Genomic DNA, 15,453 nt, shown 5'->3' with positions numbered 1-15,453 from the left:
GAGGATCGGCGCGTCCCCGACAGGAGGCCGCGCCCATGACGTCCCCGCCCCCGCCGTCCCCGCCCGTCCGCACGGCCGGCGTGCAGGACGCCGCGGCGATCTCCGCGCTGCTCGGGCGCGCCTTCGACGACGACCCGGTCTGGCGCTGGCTGCTGCCCGACGACGCCACCCGGGTGCGCCGGCTGACCGGCCTGTTCGAGGTCCTGCTGCGGCGGGTCCACCTGCGGCACGGCGCCACCGAGGCCGCCGGGCGCGGCGGCGCCGCCGAGGCCGCCGCGCTGTGGGACCCGCCCGGCCACTGGCGGGTGCCGCTGCGGCTGCAGGCGGCGCAGACGGTGCCGCTGCTGCGGATCCTCGGCACCCGCGTGCCGGCCACGCTGCGCACCCTCGGCGAGATCGAGCGGCACCACCCGCGGGAGCCGCACTGGTACCTGGCGGTGCTCGGCACCGACCCGCCCGCACAGGGCGGCGGCCTGGGCGGCGCGCTGCTGCGGTCCCGGCTCGACCGGTGCGACGCCGAAGGCGTCCCCGCCTACCTGGAGAGCTCCAAGGAGACCAACGTCCCGTACTACGAGCGGTTCGGGTTCCGGGTGACCCGGGAGCTGGCCCTGCCCGGACGGGGCTGCCCGCCGGTCTGGCTCATGTGGCGGGACCCTGCTGGCTGAACGACCGCCGGCCGAACGACCGCCGGACGGGATTTCGACAGGAATTCGACCGTGTCCGTTAAGTGCATGTCATGGCCGGATCCGGCCATACGGCGGGCCCGTGCGCCCCGAGCCGTGCACGCGCGGCGACGGTCCGTTCCGCCGCCGCGTTCCTGATGCGCGTCCTGGCCGCCGCCAGAACGGGCAGAGCACCGCGAAACGCGTCCGGCCCGATGTGGCCACCGGAGCTCCCGATGGCCGGGCCGCCGGACGGCCCCGGTGGCACCCTCGCCGAATGTGCGGCCTACCGTCGGAAAGGAGCCATTGCACTCCTCCCTTCGGTGAAGGCGATAGGTGAACCACATGACCATGGCCGGGACACGGGCGGCGGAGACCCCGCTCGCCCTGCACAGGCCGGGTCCAGCGCGGGTCCAGGACTACCTGCTCGGCGGCAAGGACAACTACGCCTGCGACCGCGGGCTCGCGCACCGGATCCTCGACGTCCTCCCCCAGTCGGCGGACGCGGCCCGCGCCGCCCGCGCGTTCCTCGCCGGCTCGGTCCGGCTGCTGGCCGAGCGCGGCCTGCGCCAGTTCCTCGACCTCGGATGCGGGCTGCCCAGGGCCGACAACGTCCACCAGATGGCCGCCCGGCACATCTGCGGCACCCGCGTGGTCTACGTCGACCACGACCCGCTCGTCATCGCGCACGCACGCGCGCTGCTGATCGACGACGGCAACATCGCGGCGCTGCGGGCCGACATCGGCGACCCCGCCGCGGTGCTGGGCAGCCCGGAGGTGCGCCGGCTGATCGACCCGGCCGAGCCCGTCGCGCTGGTGCTGTCGTCCGTCCCGCACTTCCTGCCGGGCGCCGCCGACCTCGTCGCGGGCCTGGCCGCGGCGGCCGCGCCGGGCAGCGCCGTGGTCGTCTCGCAGCTGACCGCCGACTTCGCCCCGGCCGGGGTCGCCGAGGCCGCGCGGGCGTACCGGGAGGCGAGCGGCGTCGCGCTGTACCCGCGCGGCGGCGCGGAGGTGGCGCGCCTGCTCGGGCCGTTCCGCCCGCTCCCGCCCGGGATCACGCCGCTCACCGGCGGGACGCGCACCGGAGCCCCGGTGATGTACGGCGTCGTCGGCGTCCGCTGACCCAGCCTGGAGCCCGCCCGCGACGGTGTGGCATTGATCACATCCGTGCCCCCGGAACGGCTCCGCCGCGGCCGCGCGCCCGGCCCCGCGACGGCCCTGCTCCCGGCGCTCCTCAGGCGTTCCGCACCCGTCACACTGAGTCATCCAAGACAACTGCTATCGCACAAAAATCTCATTCACCCGTTAGGGACGGTAACGGTTCGGCCCCTATGGTGGCCCCCGATGCCGACGAACACCCTGCCTCCCGCCGAAACGACGACTGCCGCTCCCAAGGGCCGGGCCTCTCGGATGGAGTGGCTCGACGCCCTGCGCGGCCTGGCCGCCCTGGTGGTGGTGTTCGAGCACTCGCTGGACGTGCTGCTGCCCGAGGTGCGCCGCACGGCCAGCCCCTGGTTCGACTTCGGCCGCTACGGCGTCTTCGTGTTCTTCCTCGTCAGCGGCTACGTCGTGCCGTTCTCGCTGCAGCGGCGCGGCAGCGTCCGGGAGTTCTGGGCGGGGCGGTTCTTCCGGCTGTACCCGGCCTGGGCGGTGTCGCTGGTCCTCGCGCTGACGCTCGCGGCGGCGGGCGTCGGCTACGGCCTGCCCGCCGCGCTCGGCGACCGGCCCTGGGCGTCCGCCCTCGCCCACCTGACGATGCTGCAGGACCTGCTGGGCGTGCCCAACGCCGTCAACGTCCTCTGGACGCTGTCCTACGAGATGGTGTTCTACCTGCTCATCACGGCGATGTTCGTCGCCGGCGTGCACCGCTCCAGCGCCCGGGTCGCGCTGGGGTTCGGCGTGGGCGCGGCGATCCTCGGCGTGGCGCTGCCGTCCGGGCTGCTGGCCTCCCGGTGGCCGGGCGGCACGATCCTCGCCGCCGCGCTGCTGCTGGTGGGCGGCCTCGGCGCCATGCTCACCCGGCACCGGGCCGTGCGGCGCGCCGGCGTCGTCGTCGTGGCGGGGCTGGCGCTGACGCTGCTCGTGCTCAACAGCCGCATCGGCGCGATCGAGAGCCTGTGCGTCATCGCCACGATGTTCGCCGGGACGGCCGTCCGCGGCATCCAGGACGGGCGGCTCCGGCGCGGCCCGGCCGCGGCGATGGTCGCGTTCGTGGCCGTGCTCTCGCTGCTGGCGGGCATGCGCACCCCGACGACCTGGGCGCTGCACGCCAACCCGGACCCGCTCGGCCCCGACTGGTCGGCCGCCGTGGCCGCCGCGTGGGCGACGTTCCTGGTCGGCCTCGCGCTCCGGCACCGCCGCATGCCCCGCTTCCTGGTGTGGTCGGGGCTGGTCAGCTACTCGCTCTACCTGCTGCACCCGCTGGTCGTCCAGGTGGTCTGGTACGCGGCCGGCCAGGACACGTGGGGCCTGCCCGTGCCCGTCCGGGCGGCCTGGGGCGCGGCGCTGGCGACGGCCGTCCTGGTGTCGGCGGCCCTGGCGCACCGGTACGTCGAGCGCCCGGCCCAGCGGCTCGGGCGGCGCCTCACCGCACGGCACCGCGCGAGCCCCGGCCCCGGCCCGGCCGCGGGACCGGGCGCGGCGCCGCAGCCCGCGCGGACCTGACCGCCCGGCGGCGGCCGGGGGCCGGTGATGACAGCGTTCCCCTTCTTGCTTAGGGTGAGGCCGATCCGTCCCGCCCCCGAACCCGCCGAACGGAACCGCGGATGACAGAAGGGCCGATGCCCGCCGAGCTGCCGGAGATGCTGCGGCAGCACCTCCAGGCCGCCGTGGACGAGATGGAGCGGGAGATCCGCGACCAGGTCCCCGAGTACGCGGGCGACGACGGCGGCGAGTACGCCAAGCGCGTGGAGCGGACGGTCGGCGACACCGTCGCGTTCTTCATCGACTCCGTCGACCACCCGGACGCCGACGCGCGCACCCTGACCGAGCTGTACATGCGGCTCGGCGAGGAGGAGGCCCGGCAGGGCCGCAGCCTCGCCGCGCTGCAGAACGCGATGCGGGTGAGCAGCCAGGTCGCCTGCCGCCGCTTCATCAAGGACGCCTACCGGCTCGGCTGGTCGCGGGAGACGCTGAGCCGGCTGACCGACTCGCTGTTCATGCTGCTCGCGCGGGTCGCCGACGCCGCCGCGCAGGGCTACGCGCGCCAGCAGGGCCAGCTGGCGACCGAGCGGGAGCGCCGCCGCGACCGGCTGCGGGACCTGCTGGTGAGCGAGCCGCCGCCCGCGCCGGAGGCGATCGCCGAGCTGGCGGCGGCGGCCCGCTGGGACCCGCCGAAGAGCATCGCGCTGATCGCGCTGCCGGCCGGCGCGCCCGCCGGCGCCCGGATCCTGCCGCCCGGTGTGCTGGCCGGGTGGGACGCGCCGGTCCCGTTCCTCGTGGTGCCCGACCCGGAGGGCCCCGGCCAGGAGCGGCTGTGGCCGGTGCTGCGCCGGCTCGGCACGGCCGCGATCGGCCCGACCGTGCCGCTCGGGCAGGGCGCGGTGTCGCTGCGCTGGGCCCGGCACGCGCTGACGCTGGCCGAGCGCGGCATGCTGCCCGGCGACGCCCCGGTCCGGTGCGCGGACCACATCGCGGCGCTGGCCGCCTTCGCCGCGGACGAACTGGTCGGCGCGACCGCCGGGGCCGTCCTCGGGCCGCTGCTGGAGCTCGCCCCGGCCCGCCGGCAGCCGCTCGCCGAGACGCTGCTGACCTACCTGGAGTGCGGCGACAACGCGGTGATCGCGGCGGAGCGGCTGCACATCCACGAGCAGACCGTCCGGTACCGGCTGCGCCGCATCACCGAGCTGACCGGCGGGCGGTTCGCCGAGACCGACGGGCGCCTCGACCTCATGCTGATGCTGAGCTGGCTGGTGCGCAGCGGCCGCGCCGCCGCCACCGCCTGACCGGCCGGCGCTACGCCGGGAGGCTCGGGGGGTCGTCGCGGCCGCCGCCGGCGTGCGCGGACCGCGACAGCAGCGCCACCCCGCAGGTGAGCAGCAGGACGCTGAGGGAGACGGCGGTGAACGCGGCCGCGGTGCGGGGCGGCAGCGTCTCGAACGCCAGCGCGGCGACCAGGTAGGAGGCGATCGGGTTGGTCATCGTCATCGCGGTCATCGCGGCGGGCAGCGACCCGGCGGCGAACGCCCGCTGCTCCAGCACGAGCCCGAGCAGCGTGCTGCCCGCGAGCGCGTAGCCGGGCCAGTCCACCGCCGTGGCGGCCACGCCGCGGTCGACGAGGTCGGCGGTGGTGAGCTTGATCAGCACGGCGGTGGCGGCGAAGCACAGCCCGGCGCAGACCCCGAGCAGCGCGGCCCGGACCGGGCCCGCGCGCAGCCACGCCGCGCGGGACAGCACGACGACCGCCGGCGCCGCGATCAGCCCGGCGAGCAGGATCCGCGGCCGGGACGGCTCGCCCTCCGGCGGGATCGCGCCCGGCACCGTGAACAGCGCCGCGAGGCCGGCCGACACGGCGAGGCCGCCGAGCAGGTCCAGCCGCGCGGGGCGGCGCCCGGTGCCGACCGTGCCGAGCACGATGGTGAAGACGAGCTGGGTGACCAGCAGCGGCTGGACGATGGCGGTGGAGCCGAAGTGCAGGGCGACCGCCTGCGTGCAGAAGCCCGCCAGGTTCACGCCCCACCCGGTCAGCCACACCGGGTCCCGGACCAGCCGGCGGATCAGGCCGTGCGCGGCGCTCGCGTCCGAGCCGCCGTGCACGGCGCGGCGGGCGGCCCGGTACTGCAGCGCGGCGGCGGCGGCGAACAGGAACGCGGCGACGAGGCTGAAGCCGACGGACCACGCCATCACGCCGTCCCGCTCTGCGCCTCGCTGCCCGCGCCGCTGCCGGCGCCGCCGCCCGCGCCGGCGGCGGCGGCCAGCCGCTCGAACGCCCGCAGGAGGCCGTCCGGGAACGCGGCCGCCTCGGGGAGCACCCGCGGCTCGGCGGTGTCCGAGATGTGCAGGGCCCCGTTCCAGCTCAGCGCGCCCACCGCGAACGGGACGCCGTCGGCGAGCGGCAGGATCGGGTGGACGTCGCCGAGCGGCGCGCCCGCGAGCGACATCGGCAGCGGCGGTCCCGGCATGTTCGAAACGATCCCACCGAAGAACCCCGCACGGTAGGTACCGCGGGCAGCGCGCGCGTGCAGCGGCGGGGGCAGCGCGCCCATCAGCCGCATCGCGGCGGTGCTCGCGGCGGTGCGGCCGGACCTGCGGCGCGGCTCGGCCGCCGCGTGGACCGCGGCGAGCCGGTCGAGGACGGGCATCCGCCCGAGGGGCACGTCGAGCCGGAGCGCGGCGGTGAGGTTGCCGGGCACGGCGGTGCGGCCGAGGCCGGGGGGCTCGGGGGCGCGCAGCGTCATCGGCACGGCGGCGCGCAGCGGCCGGCCGCCCGCCGGTGCGCCGCGCGCCGCCAGCACGTCCGCGACGACCTCGCCGACCAGCGCGAGGAGCACGTCGGTGATCCGGACGCCGGCGGCGCGGGCGACCGCGCGCACCCGGCCGAGCGGCAGCGTGGCGGTGCCGAAGACGCGCTCGGGGCCGAGCGGCCCGGTGACGGCGATGGTCCGCGCGGTCCCGTCCAGGCCGAGCAGGACCAGGCCGGGCAGGACGGCGGCGGCGCGCGCGAGCCCGCCGGGGCCGCGCGCCGGGGCCGCCTCCGGCAGGGCGGGCTCCAGGATGCCGCGCAGGATGTCGACGACGCCGATGCCGTCCGCGATGGCGTGGTGGAAGAGGATCACGACGGCGTCGGGGGCGTCCGGGCCGCGGCGGACGAGGCAGAACCGCCACAGCGGGCGCCCGTGGTCCAGCGGCTCGGCGACGAGGCGGGCGACGAGGCCGTCCAGCGCGCCGCGGCCCCCGCCGGCCGGCAGCCGCACCTCCTGGACGTGCCGGCGCAGGTCGACGGCGCCGGCCTCGACCCAGCGCGGCCGCCGCAGCGCGCCGCCGGGGCGGACCCGCTGGGTGAGGCGCGGCATCCCGGGCAGCCGCTCGGCGAGCAGCGCGCGCACCCGCTCGGCGGGCGGCCCGGGGCCGGCGAACTCGGCGACCCCGCCCACCACCTGCGGGACGTCCCGGCTCTCGACGTGCAGGAAGAACGCGTCGGCGGCGGCCACCCGCTGCTCCCGGCGACCCGGGCCGCGCCCCGCCGGGCCGCGCCCCCGCACGAGCCGGTCCTGAACGAGCCGCCCCTGAACGAGCCGCCCCTGAACGAGCCGGGCCCGCACGGCCTCGGCGGCCGCGGCGGCGGGGACGAGCAGCAGCCCGCCCGGGATGTCCACGACGTAGTGGGCGGAGGTCGCGACGATCACCAGGGCGGTCACGGCGAGGTGCAGGGCGCAGAGCCAGGTGAAGAACCGGCCGCACCGGGCGCGCAGGGCCGCCGCACCGATCCACGCGACCCAGCCGATGTGCAGGCTCGGCATGGCCGCGTACGGGTTGGCGCCCGCGGACACGACCCCGGTGCCCCAGGTGGCGGGCGGATGGTGCAGCGCGATGACGTCGGTGTACCCCTCGCCCGGCAGCAGCCTCGGCGGCGTCGCCGGCCACAGGGCGAAGCAGCAGATCGCGATCAGCGTCACCAGGATCAGCGTGTTGCGCGCCCAGGGGTAGGCGGGGCTGCGGCGCCACCACAGCCAGGCCAGGAACCCGAAGGTGCCGACCACGTACGTCGTCGCGTACTCCCACGCGGCGACCGCGCCCAGCCATCCGTGCCGGGTGAGGAACTCGTTCAGCGGGCGCTCGGCGTCCAGCCCCGCCCACCGCTCGAACTCCAGCAGGGCGCGCCCGTGCGCGTCGCTGACCGCGCGGTCCCCGCTGAAGGCGTGGGTGAAGACCAGGTAGACGACCAGGACGGCGAGCGCGGTGGCGATCTCCCGCGCGGCCGACGCGGCCCGTCCCGCGTCCTCGCCCGCGGCCTCCCGCCCGGCCGGGCCGGGCGGCCCGCCCCGGTTCACGGCGACACTCCCGCCACGCGCATCGCTGCACCCCCTCCGATCATCCTCCCCACGATCGGATTGAACGACCATGCGCGGACTCACCCCCTTGACTACGGCGCCAAACGGGCATAAATACAAGGGAAACAAAATCAAACGGAAGGGAACCCACATGGTCCGCGGAACGGCGCGCGCATGATCGTGACGGTGACGCTCAATCCGAGCCTCGACCGGACGATCGAGGTGGACGTGCTGACCCGCGGCGCGGTCATCCGGGCCCGGTCCGCGCGGCTGGACCCGGGCGGCAAGGGGGTCAACGTGTCCCGGGCGCTGCTCGCCAACGGGGTCGCCTCGACCGCCGTGGTCGCCGTGGGCGGCGGCGACGGCGACCAGCTGCACCGGCTGCTGGCCGCCGAGGGCATGCGGGTCCGCGCCGTCCGCGTCGCGGGCCGCACCCGGTCCAACGTGACGATCGCCGAGCCCGGCGGCGTCGACACCAAGCTCAACGAGCCGGGCGGCCCGCTGTCGCGCGGCGAGCTGGACGAGCTCGCCGCGGTGGTCGCCGCCGAGGCGGGCGCGGCGAGCTGGGTGGTGGGCTGCGGCAGCCTCCCGCCCGGCGTCCCGGACGACACCTACGCCGCGCTGTGCCGCCGGTTCGCCCCGGACGGCATCCGCGTCGCGGTCGACTCCAGCGGCGCGGCGCTGCGCGCGGCCGTCGCCGCCGGGCCCGACCTGATCAAGCCGAACCGGGAGGAGCTCGCCGAGGCGGTCGGCGGCGCGGTCGACACCGTCGCCGACGTCGTCGAGGCGGCCGGCGAGCTGCGGGCGCGGGGGGCCCGCACCGTCCTGGTCAGCCTCGGCGCGGAGGGCGCCGTGCTCGTCGACGACGACGGCGTCCGCACCGGCGAGGCGCCCGTCGCCCACCCGCTCGGCACGGTCGGCGCCGGCGACGCCCTCCTCGCCGGGTTCCTGGCGGCCGGGGCCCGCGGGCCGGCCGCGCTCGCCGAGGCGCTCGCCTGGGGCGCGGCGGCCGTGCGGACGCCGGCCGGCCGCATGCCGGGCCCGGCGGAGATCCACCGCGACACCGTGCGCATCCACCCCCGGCCGGACCTCGCCCGGCCCCTGCTCACCTGACGGATCTCAGTACCCACCCCCGATCGACAGGAGGCCCGAGATGGCCACCACGTACACCCCGGAGCCCACCGGCACCGGGTTCCGGGCGCACGTCCAGCGCGTCGGCGGCAAGATGGCCGGGATGGTCATGCCGAACATCGGCGCGTTCATCGCCTGGGGTCTGATCACCGCGTTGTTCATCCCCACCGGCTGGCTGCCCAACAAGGAGCTGGGCGAGCTCGTCGACCCGATGATCAAGTTCCTGCTGCCGCTGCTGATCGGCTACACCGGCGGGCGGATGGTGCACGGCCAGCGCGGCGCGGTGGTCGGCGCCGTCGCGACCGTCGGCATCGTCGTCGGCGCGGACGTGCCGATGTTCCTCGGCGCGATGATCATGGGTCCGCTCGCCGCGTACCTGCTGAAGCTGTTCGACGGGCTCGTCCAGGACCGGGTCCGCACCGGGTTCGAGATGCTCGTCGACAATTTCTCCGCCGGGATCATCGGCGGCGCCATGGCGGTCGCCGGCCACCGGGTGATCGGCCCGGTCATGAACACCTTCAGCGAGTGGGCCGGGGACGGGGTGAGCTGGCTCGTCGACCACGACGTGCTGCCGCTCACCTCCCTGCTGATCGAGCCCGCGAAGGTGCTGTTCCTGAACAACGCCGTCAACCACGGCGTGCTCGGCCCGCTCGGCGTGCAGCAGGCCGCCGAGACCGGCAAGTCGGTGCTGTTCATGCTGGAGTCCAACCCCGGGCCCGGCCTCGGCGTCCTGCTCGCCTACTGGTTCTTCGGGCCGCGGCGGCTGCGGCCGAGCGTCCCGGCGGCCGCCATCATCCACTTCTTCGGCGGCATCCACGAGATCTACTTCCCCTACATCCTGATGAAGCCGCGGATGATCCTCGCCGCGATGGCGGGCGGCATGACCGGCGTGGCGATCTTCGTGGCGACCGGCACCGGGCTCGTCGCGACGCCCTCCCCCGGCAGCATCTTCGCCTACCTCGCGCAGACGCCGCGCGGCGTCGGCAACTGGATCGGCGTCTACACCGGCATGCTCGCGTCGGCGGCCGTGTCCTTCGGCGTCGGCGCCGCCCTGCTCGGCTTCGGCAGGCTCGCCGAGCCCAAGGAGGACGGCGCCGAGGACGAGCTCAGAGAGGCCGAGCAGAAGACGGCCGAGAACAAGGCCGCGGGAGGGACCGCCAAGGAGGCGGCCGCGTCCTGACCACCACCACGTCCGATGGAAGGCACACCCACCATGAACGGCAAGGACATCCGCAAACTCGTCATCGCCTGCGACGCCGGAATGGGCAGCAGCGTCATGCTCGCCGGGCAGCTGCGCAAGGCGCTGAAGAAGAGCGACGTGACCGTCGAGCACACGCCCGTCGACGCGATCCCCGGCGACGCCGACGTGGTCGTCACCCACGCCGGGCTCGCCGACCGCGCCCGGCGCGGCGCCGGGGACGCCCCGGTCGTCACCTTCGAGGTCTACATCGGCGACCCCGCCGTGGACCGGCTCGTCAAGGCGATCAAGGACGGCGGTGAGGTCGGTGCCTGACCGGGCCGCGGCCCTGCTGGCACCCGAGGCGATCCGGCTGGACGCCCGCGCCGCGGGCCGCGACGAGGCCGTCCGCGTCTGCGGGCGGGTCCTGGTGGAGACCGGGGCCGTCGAGTCCGGCTACGTCGAGGCGATGCTGGAGCGGGAGCGCTCGATCTCCACCTACCTCGGCGAGGGCGTGGCCATCCCGCACGGCACGAACGCGGGGCGCGGCCTCATCCACCGCGACGCCCTCGCCGTCGTCCGGTTCCCCGAGGGGACCGACTGGAACGGCGACACGGTGACCGTGTGCATCGCGATCGCCGCGCGGGGCGGCGGGCACATGGAGATCCTCGCCGAGCTGGCCGAGATCCTCATGGACCCCGGCCGGGCCCGCGCGCTGCGCGAGGCGGCCGAGCCCGAGCAGGTCCTCGCGCTGCTCGCACCGCAGGCAGAACACCACCGAACGACAGGACAAGGACACACCGTATGAAGGTCGCCCGTTTCTACGCCCCCGGCGACATCCGGCTGGAGGACGCGCCCGAGCCGGCGCCCGGCCCCGGCGAGCTGAAGATCCGCGTCCGGAACTGCTCGACCTGCGGGACCGACGTCAAGATCTCCCGCTTCGGGCACCACCACATCGCGCCGCCGCGGGTGATGGGGCACGAGATCGCCGGCGAGGTGGCCGAGACCGGCGCCGGCGTCGCGGGCTGGGCGGCGGGCGACCGCGTCCAGGTCATCGCCGCGATCCCCGACGGCACCTGCGCGGAGTGCCGGCGCGGCCGCCGGACCGTCTGCGCCGCGCAGGAGTCGATGGGGTACCACTACGACGGCGGCTTCGCCGAGTACATGATCGTCCCGGCGAAGGTGCTCGCGGTGGACGGGGTGAACCGGATCCCGGACGGCGTCTCGTTCGCCGAGGCGTCGGTGGCCGAGCCGCTCGCCTGCGTCCTCAACGGCCAGGAGCTGGCGCGGGTCGGCGAGGGCGACGACGTCGTGGTGTTCGGCTCCGGCCCGGTCGGCTGCCTGCACGTGCGGGTCGCGCGGGCCCGCGGCGCCGCCCGGGTGTTCCTCGTCGAGGTCAACGCCGAGCGGCTGGACCGGGCCGCCGCGCTGGTCAAGCCGGACGCCGCGATCGACGCGAGCGTCGCCGACCCGGTCGCGGAGGTCCTCGCGCGCACCGGGGGGCGCGGCGCCGACGTCGCGATCACCGCGGCCGCGTCCGGCGCCGCGCAGGAGCAGGCGCAGCGGCTGATGGCGCCCGGCGGCCGGGTCAGCCTGTTCGGCGGGCTGCCGAAGGACGACCCGGTGATCTCCGTCGACGCCAACCGCGTCCACTACCGGGAGCTGTCGCTGGTCGGCGCGAACGGGTCGAGCCCCGCCCACAACGCGCGCGCGCTGGAGCTCATCGGGTCCGGGCGGGTGCAGGTGGAGGACCTCATCACCCACCGGCTCCCGCTGGACGCGCTGCACGACGCCCTGGACCTGGTCACCCGGGGCGCGGCCATCAAGGTCACGATCGAGCCCTGAAGGAGCCACGCCATGCCCGAACGCAGCGTCGTCATCGCCTCGGCGCAGGGCCTGCACGCCCGGCCCGCGCAGATCTTCGTGCACACCGCCGCCCGGCAGCCCGTCCGGGTGTCCATCCGGGTCGGCGACCGCGCCCCCGTCCCGGCGAGCAGCATCCTCGGCGTGCTGTCGCTCGGCGCCGCCCGGGGGACGGAGGTGACGCTGTCGGCCGAGGGCGACGGCGCCGCCGCGGCCCTGGACGAGCTGGCGGACCTGCTGGCCCGCGACCTGGACGCCGAGGAGCCCGACCATGCGTGACCCCGCGCCGGGGCCGGCGGCGGCCCCGGCGCGGGCGCGGGAGACCGCCCGCACCCGCCACAATGGGGCGGGACGGGACTGACGCGGGACGGGTGGGACGGTCATGTACGCGGAGGAACGGCAGCAGGCGATCCTTGCGCTGGCGCGCTCGAAGGGCCGGGTGGACGTGGTCGCGCTGTCGGAGGAGTTCTCCGTCACGACCGAGACGATCCGCCGGGACCTGACCGTCCTGGAGCGGGCCGGGACGATCCGCCGGGTGCACGGCGGCGCGATGCCGGTGGAGCGGCTCGGGTTCGAGCCGGAGCTGGCGGCGCGGGACGCGGTGATGACCGAGGAGAAGCAGCGCATCGCCAAGGCGGCGCTGGCGGAGCTGCCCGCCGAGGGGTCGATCATCGTGGACGCGGGCACGACCACGGCCCGGTTCGTCCAGCTGCTGCCGGCCGACCGCGAGCTGACCGTGATCGTGAACTCGCCGCCGCACGCCGCGGTGCTGGCCACCCGCGCCAACCTGACCGTGATCATCCTGGGCGGCCGGGTGCGCGGCCGGACGCTCGCCACGGTCGACGACTGGGTGCTGCGCCCGCTCGCCGACCTGTGGGTGGACGTGGCGTTCATGGCGACCAACGGCTGCTCGGTCGAGCGCGGGCTGACCACCTCCGACCAGGCGGAGGCGGCGGTGAAGCGGGCGATGATCGCCTCGTCCCGGCGGCGGGTGCTGCTCGCCGACCGCACCAAGATCGGGCACGACCACCTGGTGCGGTTCGGCGGGCTGCCGGACATCGACGTGCTCATCACCGACACCGGGCTGGACACCGACCTCGCGGCCGACCTCGCCGCCGCCGGGCCGGAGATCGTCCGGGCCTGAGCCGGTCCCCCCGGAGCCGCCGTCCCGCGCCGGTGGGGCGGTCGCGCGGGACGGCGGCGGCACCCGTCAGCCGGCCGCGGGGATCCCGTTGGCGGGCGCCTGCGGCTGCGGCGTCGTGTAGGGCTGGATCGGCCCGTCGCCGTCGTCGGTGGTGAGCGGCTGCCCCTCGGGCACGACGTTCTCGCCCTGGATCTTGCCGATCACCGCGCCGGTGTACCCGGCGTGCGACTCCTTGCTGTAGGCGAACGGGACGACGCCCGGCCCGGTGAAGTGCGACTTCTCCAGCGCCTCGACGAGGGCCTTGCGGGTCGGGTTCTTCCCGGCCGCCTGCAGCGCCTGCACGAAGGTGTAGGCGACCGACATCCCGTAGACGATGTTGCCGTTGAACGGCAGCTTCGGGATGTACTGGGCGTGGATCTTCTTGAACAGCTGCGTCCAGCTGTTGGAGGCGTCGCCTGGCGCCGCCAGGTACCCGTCGGTGATCATGCCCTGGATGAGCGGGCTGCCCTTGACCTCGGCGCCGCCCTTCTTGGCGAAGCTCTCCAGCAGCCCGGTGAGGGTGATCGGGTCGGATCCGACGTTGCTGACGACGAACGTCGGCTTGTAGTTCAGCTTCAGTGCGGCTAGCCGGAACAGCGCGGTGTAGGTGGGGATGCTGAACAGCACGACCACGTCGGCCTTGGACTGCGCGATCGCCTGGGCCTGCGCGCCGATGTCGGTGCTGCCCGGCTGGTAGGACTGCCGGGACACCACGTCGGCCTTCGGGATGTACTTGTCGAGGCCCTTCACGCCGTCCTGGCCGAAGTCGTCGTTCTGGAAGAAGTAGGCGACCTTCTTGCCGGCGAACGTCTTCTTGATGTGGTCGCCGAGGATCTTGCCCTCGCGGATGTAGTCGACCTGCCAGCCGAACGTCTGCGGGTGCTTCTGCGGCTCGTCCCAGCAGCCGCAGCCGGAGGCGACGAACAGGTCGGGCACCCGCTGGGCGTTGAGGTAGTCGACGACCTTGGAGTGGGTGGGGGTGCCCAGCCCGTTGAAGATCGCGAAGACCTTGTCCTGGAGGACGAGCTTCTGCGTGACGCTGACGGTCTGCGTCGGGTTGTAGGCGTCGTCCACGTACTTGTAGACGATCTTGCGCCCGTTGATGCCGCCGTTGGCGTTGACGTAGTCGAAGAACGCCTTGGACGCCGCGGAGTTGGCGCTGTACCCGGGCGCGGCCGGGCCGGTCAGCGGCTGGTGGCTGCCGATGGTGACGGTGGTGGCGGTGACGCCGGGCGCGGCCGAGTCGCCGCCGTCCCCGCCGTCACCGCCGCAGCCGCTCGCCGCGATCGCCAGGCTCGCCGCGGTCATCACGGCGAGCGCCCTGGTCCGCAGTCGCTTCATCTGCTCCTCCTGGGTGCGTGGTGGTGGGCCCCGATGTGTCGGTCGATGCGGAACCGCGCGGCCCGGGAGCTCGGTCGCGCCTGACGTGCGCGCGGCGCCGGACGGCGCCGCCGATGCCGCGGAGCCCTCCCTGGAGTCCGCGCGGGAAGGCCAGCGTCACCACGATGAGGACGAGGCCGTAGACGGCGAGGGGCAGGTTGGAGGCGATGTTGTGCGACAGGCCGGACGAGGACGACAGGTCGGACGCCCACGTCGGCACGTACACCAGGATCAGCGCGCCCCACACGGCGCCGGCCAGGCTGCCGAGGCCGCCGATGATGATCGCGGCGATCAGCTGGAGGGAGAGCGTGAGCGGGAACGCGCCGGGCGCGGCCAGCGTCGCGACCACCGCGAGCAGCCCGCCGCCGAGGCCGGCGCAGGCGGCCGAGACGACGGTCGCGGCGATCCGCAGCCGGGCGACGCGGACGCCGCTGAGCGCGGCGGCGATCTCGTCGTCGCGGCTGGCCCGCAGCGTCCGGCCGAACCGGCCGCGGGTGAGGTTGGCGAGCAGGAACAGCGTGATGACGGCGCCGAGGCAGGAGATCCACGCCTGCCAGCGCTCCAGCGGGAACGTCGCGCCGAGCGACTCGGGCGGCACCGGCGGGACGAGCGTCAGCCCGTTCTGCCCGCCGAGCAGGTCGGTGAGCGGCGCGTAGTTGGCGAGGCCGGGCAGCCCGACGGCGAACGCGAGCGTGGCGCCCGCGAGGTAGGGGCCGTGCAGCCGGGCGGCGACCGCGCCGACCAGCACGCCCGCGACGGCGGTGACGCCGGCCGCCGCCGCGAGGACGGCGGCGAGCGGCCAGCCCCAGTGCCCGATGACGAGCGCGGCGGTGTAGGCGCCGACGGCCATGAACGCGCCGTGCCCGAGCGAGATCTGCCCGCCGAGCCCGGTCAGCACGGTGAGGCCGGCGACCGCGCAGGTGAGGTAGGCGACCTGCGCGATCTGCAGGTCCCGGTAGGGGCCGACGGCCGTCGTCAGGAAGTACAGGGCGGCGAGCCCGGCGAGGGCGCCGGCGGTGTGCCGGGTGAGCGTCGAGCGGCGCAGCAGGTTCAGGACGGTGTCCACCG

General features: G+C 75.5%; 15 protein-coding genes. 11 read left to right on the top strand and 4 right to left on the bottom strand.

Features of this window, described 5'->3' with window-relative positions:
- Nucleotides 1-35 precede the first annotated feature (35 nt).
- From ACGFI1_RS34070 to ACGFI1_RS34055, 4 genes are all read left to right on the top strand, one after another.
- A complete protein-coding gene (locus ACGFI1_RS34070) occupies nucleotides 36-665 on the top strand; it encodes a GNAT family N-acetyltransferase (protein WP_301176684.1) in 630 nt (209 codons plus the stop codon).
- Between the two features lie 342 nt (nucleotides 666-1,007).
- Complete coding sequence (locus ACGFI1_RS34065; protein WP_392791327.1) at nucleotides 1,008-1,784, top strand: SAM-dependent methyltransferase; 777 nt, start codon at nucleotides 1,008-1,010, stop codon at nucleotides 1,782-1,784.
- A 222-nt stretch (nucleotides 1,785-2,006) separates the two neighbouring features.
- Nucleotides 2,007-3,326, top strand: coding sequence for an acyltransferase family protein (locus tag ACGFI1_RS34060; RefSeq protein ID WP_392791324.1), 1,320 nt, complete (start codon nucleotides 2,007-2,009; stop codon nucleotides 3,324-3,326).
- Nucleotides 3,327-3,427: 101 nt separating this feature from the next.
- Complete coding sequence (locus tag ACGFI1_RS34055) at nucleotides 3,428-4,606, top strand: PucR family transcriptional regulator (protein WP_301175963.1); 1,179 nt, start codon at nucleotides 3,428-3,430, stop codon at nucleotides 4,604-4,606.
- Nucleotides 4,607-4,616: 10 nt separating this feature from the next.
- Here ACGFI1_RS34055 and ACGFI1_RS34050 read toward each other — a convergent pair whose 3' ends face one another.
- Nucleotides 4,617-5,504 carry a DMT family transporter gene (locus ACGFI1_RS34050; RefSeq protein ID WP_392791321.1) on the bottom strand — a complete coding sequence of 296 codons (888 nt, stop codon included), beginning with the start codon at nucleotides 5,502-5,504 and terminating at the stop codon, nucleotides 4,617-4,619.
- Entirely contained in the window at nucleotides 5,504-7,651 is a 2,148-nt protein-coding gene (locus tag ACGFI1_RS34045) for a bifunctional phosphatase PAP2/O-acyltransferase family protein (RefSeq protein ID WP_392791318.1), read from the bottom strand. The genes ACGFI1_RS34050 and ACGFI1_RS34045 overlap by 1 nt, the downstream gene beginning before the upstream one ends.
- A gap of 186 nt (nucleotides 7,652-7,837) precedes the next feature.
- Between ACGFI1_RS34045 and pfkB the strand changes: the two genes are divergently transcribed.
- From pfkB to ACGFI1_RS34010, 7 genes are all read left to right on the top strand, one after another.
- Nucleotides 7,838-8,764, top strand: a complete 927-nt coding sequence (gene pfkB, locus ACGFI1_RS34040; RefSeq protein ID WP_392791315.1) for a 1-phosphofructokinase — start codon at nucleotides 7,838-7,840, stop codon at nucleotides 8,762-8,764.
- A 40-nt stretch (nucleotides 8,765-8,804) separates the two neighbouring features.
- The gene (gene mtlA, locus ACGFI1_RS34035) at nucleotides 8,805-9,962 is read left to right on the top strand and encodes a mannitol-specific PTS transporter subunit IIC (RefSeq protein WP_386866590.1); all 1,158 of its coding nucleotides are present in this window, start codon (nucleotides 8,805-8,807) and stop codon (nucleotides 9,960-9,962) included.
- 15 nt (nucleotides 9,963-9,977) lie between these two features.
- Nucleotides 9,978-10,295, top strand: a complete 318-nt coding sequence (locus tag ACGFI1_RS34030; protein ID WP_138638588.1) for a PTS lactose transporter subunit IIB — start codon at nucleotides 9,978-9,980, stop codon at nucleotides 10,293-10,295.
- Entirely contained in the window at nucleotides 10,288-10,767 is a 480-nt protein-coding gene (locus tag ACGFI1_RS34025) for a PTS sugar transporter subunit IIA (RefSeq protein WP_392791313.1), read from the top strand. The genes ACGFI1_RS34030 and ACGFI1_RS34025 overlap by 8 nt, the downstream gene beginning before the upstream one ends.
- Complete coding sequence (locus ACGFI1_RS34020) at nucleotides 10,764-11,804, top strand: zinc-dependent dehydrogenase (protein ID WP_392738018.1); 1,041 nt, start codon at nucleotides 10,764-10,766, stop codon at nucleotides 11,802-11,804. Before ACGFI1_RS34025 ends, ACGFI1_RS34020 begins: the two co-directional genes overlap by 4 nt.
- A 12-nt stretch (nucleotides 11,805-11,816) precedes the next feature.
- Nucleotides 11,817-12,101, top strand: coding sequence for an HPr family phosphocarrier protein (locus ACGFI1_RS34015; RefSeq protein ID WP_138638590.1), 285 nt, complete (start codon nucleotides 11,817-11,819; stop codon nucleotides 12,099-12,101).
- Nucleotides 12,102-12,204: 103 nt separating this feature from the next.
- Nucleotides 12,205-12,966, top strand: a complete 762-nt coding sequence (locus ACGFI1_RS34010; RefSeq protein ID WP_138638591.1) for a DeoR/GlpR family DNA-binding transcription regulator — start codon at nucleotides 12,205-12,207, stop codon at nucleotides 12,964-12,966.
- A 66-nt stretch (nucleotides 12,967-13,032) separates the two neighbouring features.
- Here ACGFI1_RS34010 and ACGFI1_RS34005 read toward each other — a convergent pair whose 3' ends face one another.
- A complete protein-coding gene (locus tag ACGFI1_RS34005; RefSeq protein WP_138638592.1) occupies nucleotides 13,033-14,346 on the bottom strand; it encodes an ABC transporter substrate-binding protein in 1,314 nt (437 codons plus the stop codon).
- Nucleotides 14,267-15,451 carry a branched-chain amino acid ABC transporter permease gene (locus ACGFI1_RS34000; RefSeq protein WP_138638593.1) on the bottom strand — a complete coding sequence of 395 codons (1,185 nt, stop codon included), beginning with the start codon at nucleotides 15,449-15,451 and terminating at the stop codon, nucleotides 14,267-14,269. The genes ACGFI1_RS34005 and ACGFI1_RS34000 overlap by 80 nt, the downstream gene beginning before the upstream one ends.
- Between the last annotated feature and the right edge of the window lie 2 nt (nucleotides 15,452-15,453).

Source organism: Actinomadura geliboluensis, from assembly GCF_043197915.1.
GTDB lineage: Bacteria > Actinomycetota > Actinomycetes > Streptosporangiales > Streptosporangiaceae > Spirillospora > Spirillospora geliboluensis.
The sequence above is the reverse complement of the archived record's forward strand: the minus strand, read 5'-3'. Positions and strand labels throughout refer to the sequence as shown.

Bases quoted from the DNA above. Each gene is read 5' to 3' on its own strand.
- ACGFI1_RS34070 (WP_301176684.1), top strand. From the start codon at position 36: ATGACGTCCCCGCCCCCGCCGTCCCCGCCCGTCCGCACGGCCGGCGTG.
- ACGFI1_RS34065 (WP_392791327.1), top strand. From the start codon at position 1,008: ATGACCATGGCCGGGACACGGGCGGCGGAGACCCCGCTCGCCCTGCAC.
- ACGFI1_RS34060 (WP_392791324.1), top strand. From the start codon at position 2,007: ATGCCGACGAACACCCTGCCTCCCGCCGAAACGACGACTGCCGCTCCC.
- ACGFI1_RS34055 (WP_301175963.1), top strand. From the start codon at position 3,428: ATGACAGAAGGGCCGATGCCCGCCGAGCTGCCGGAGATGCTGCGGCAG.
- ACGFI1_RS34050 (WP_392791321.1), bottom strand. From the start codon at position 5,504: ATGGCGTGGTCCGTCGGCTTCAGCCTCGTCGCCGCGTTCCTGTTCGCC.
- mtlA (WP_386866590.1), top strand. From the start codon at position 8,805: ATGGCCACCACGTACACCCCGGAGCCCACCGGCACCGGGTTCCGGGCG.
- ACGFI1_RS34030 (WP_138638588.1), top strand. From the start codon at position 9,978: ATGGAAGGCACACCCACCATGAACGGCAAGGACATCCGCAAACTCGTC.
- ACGFI1_RS34020 (WP_392738018.1), top strand. From the start codon at position 10,764: ATGAAGGTCGCCCGTTTCTACGCCCCCGGCGACATCCGGCTGGAGGAC.
- ACGFI1_RS34015 (WP_138638590.1), top strand. From the start codon at position 11,817: ATGCCCGAACGCAGCGTCGTCATCGCCTCGGCGCAGGGCCTGCACGCC.
- ACGFI1_RS34010 (WP_138638591.1), top strand. From the start codon at position 12,205: ATGTACGCGGAGGAACGGCAGCAGGCGATCCTTGCGCTGGCGCGCTCG.
- ACGFI1_RS34005 (WP_138638592.1), bottom strand. From the start codon at position 14,346: ATGAAGCGACTGCGGACCAGGGCGCTCGCCGTGATGACCGCGGCGAGC.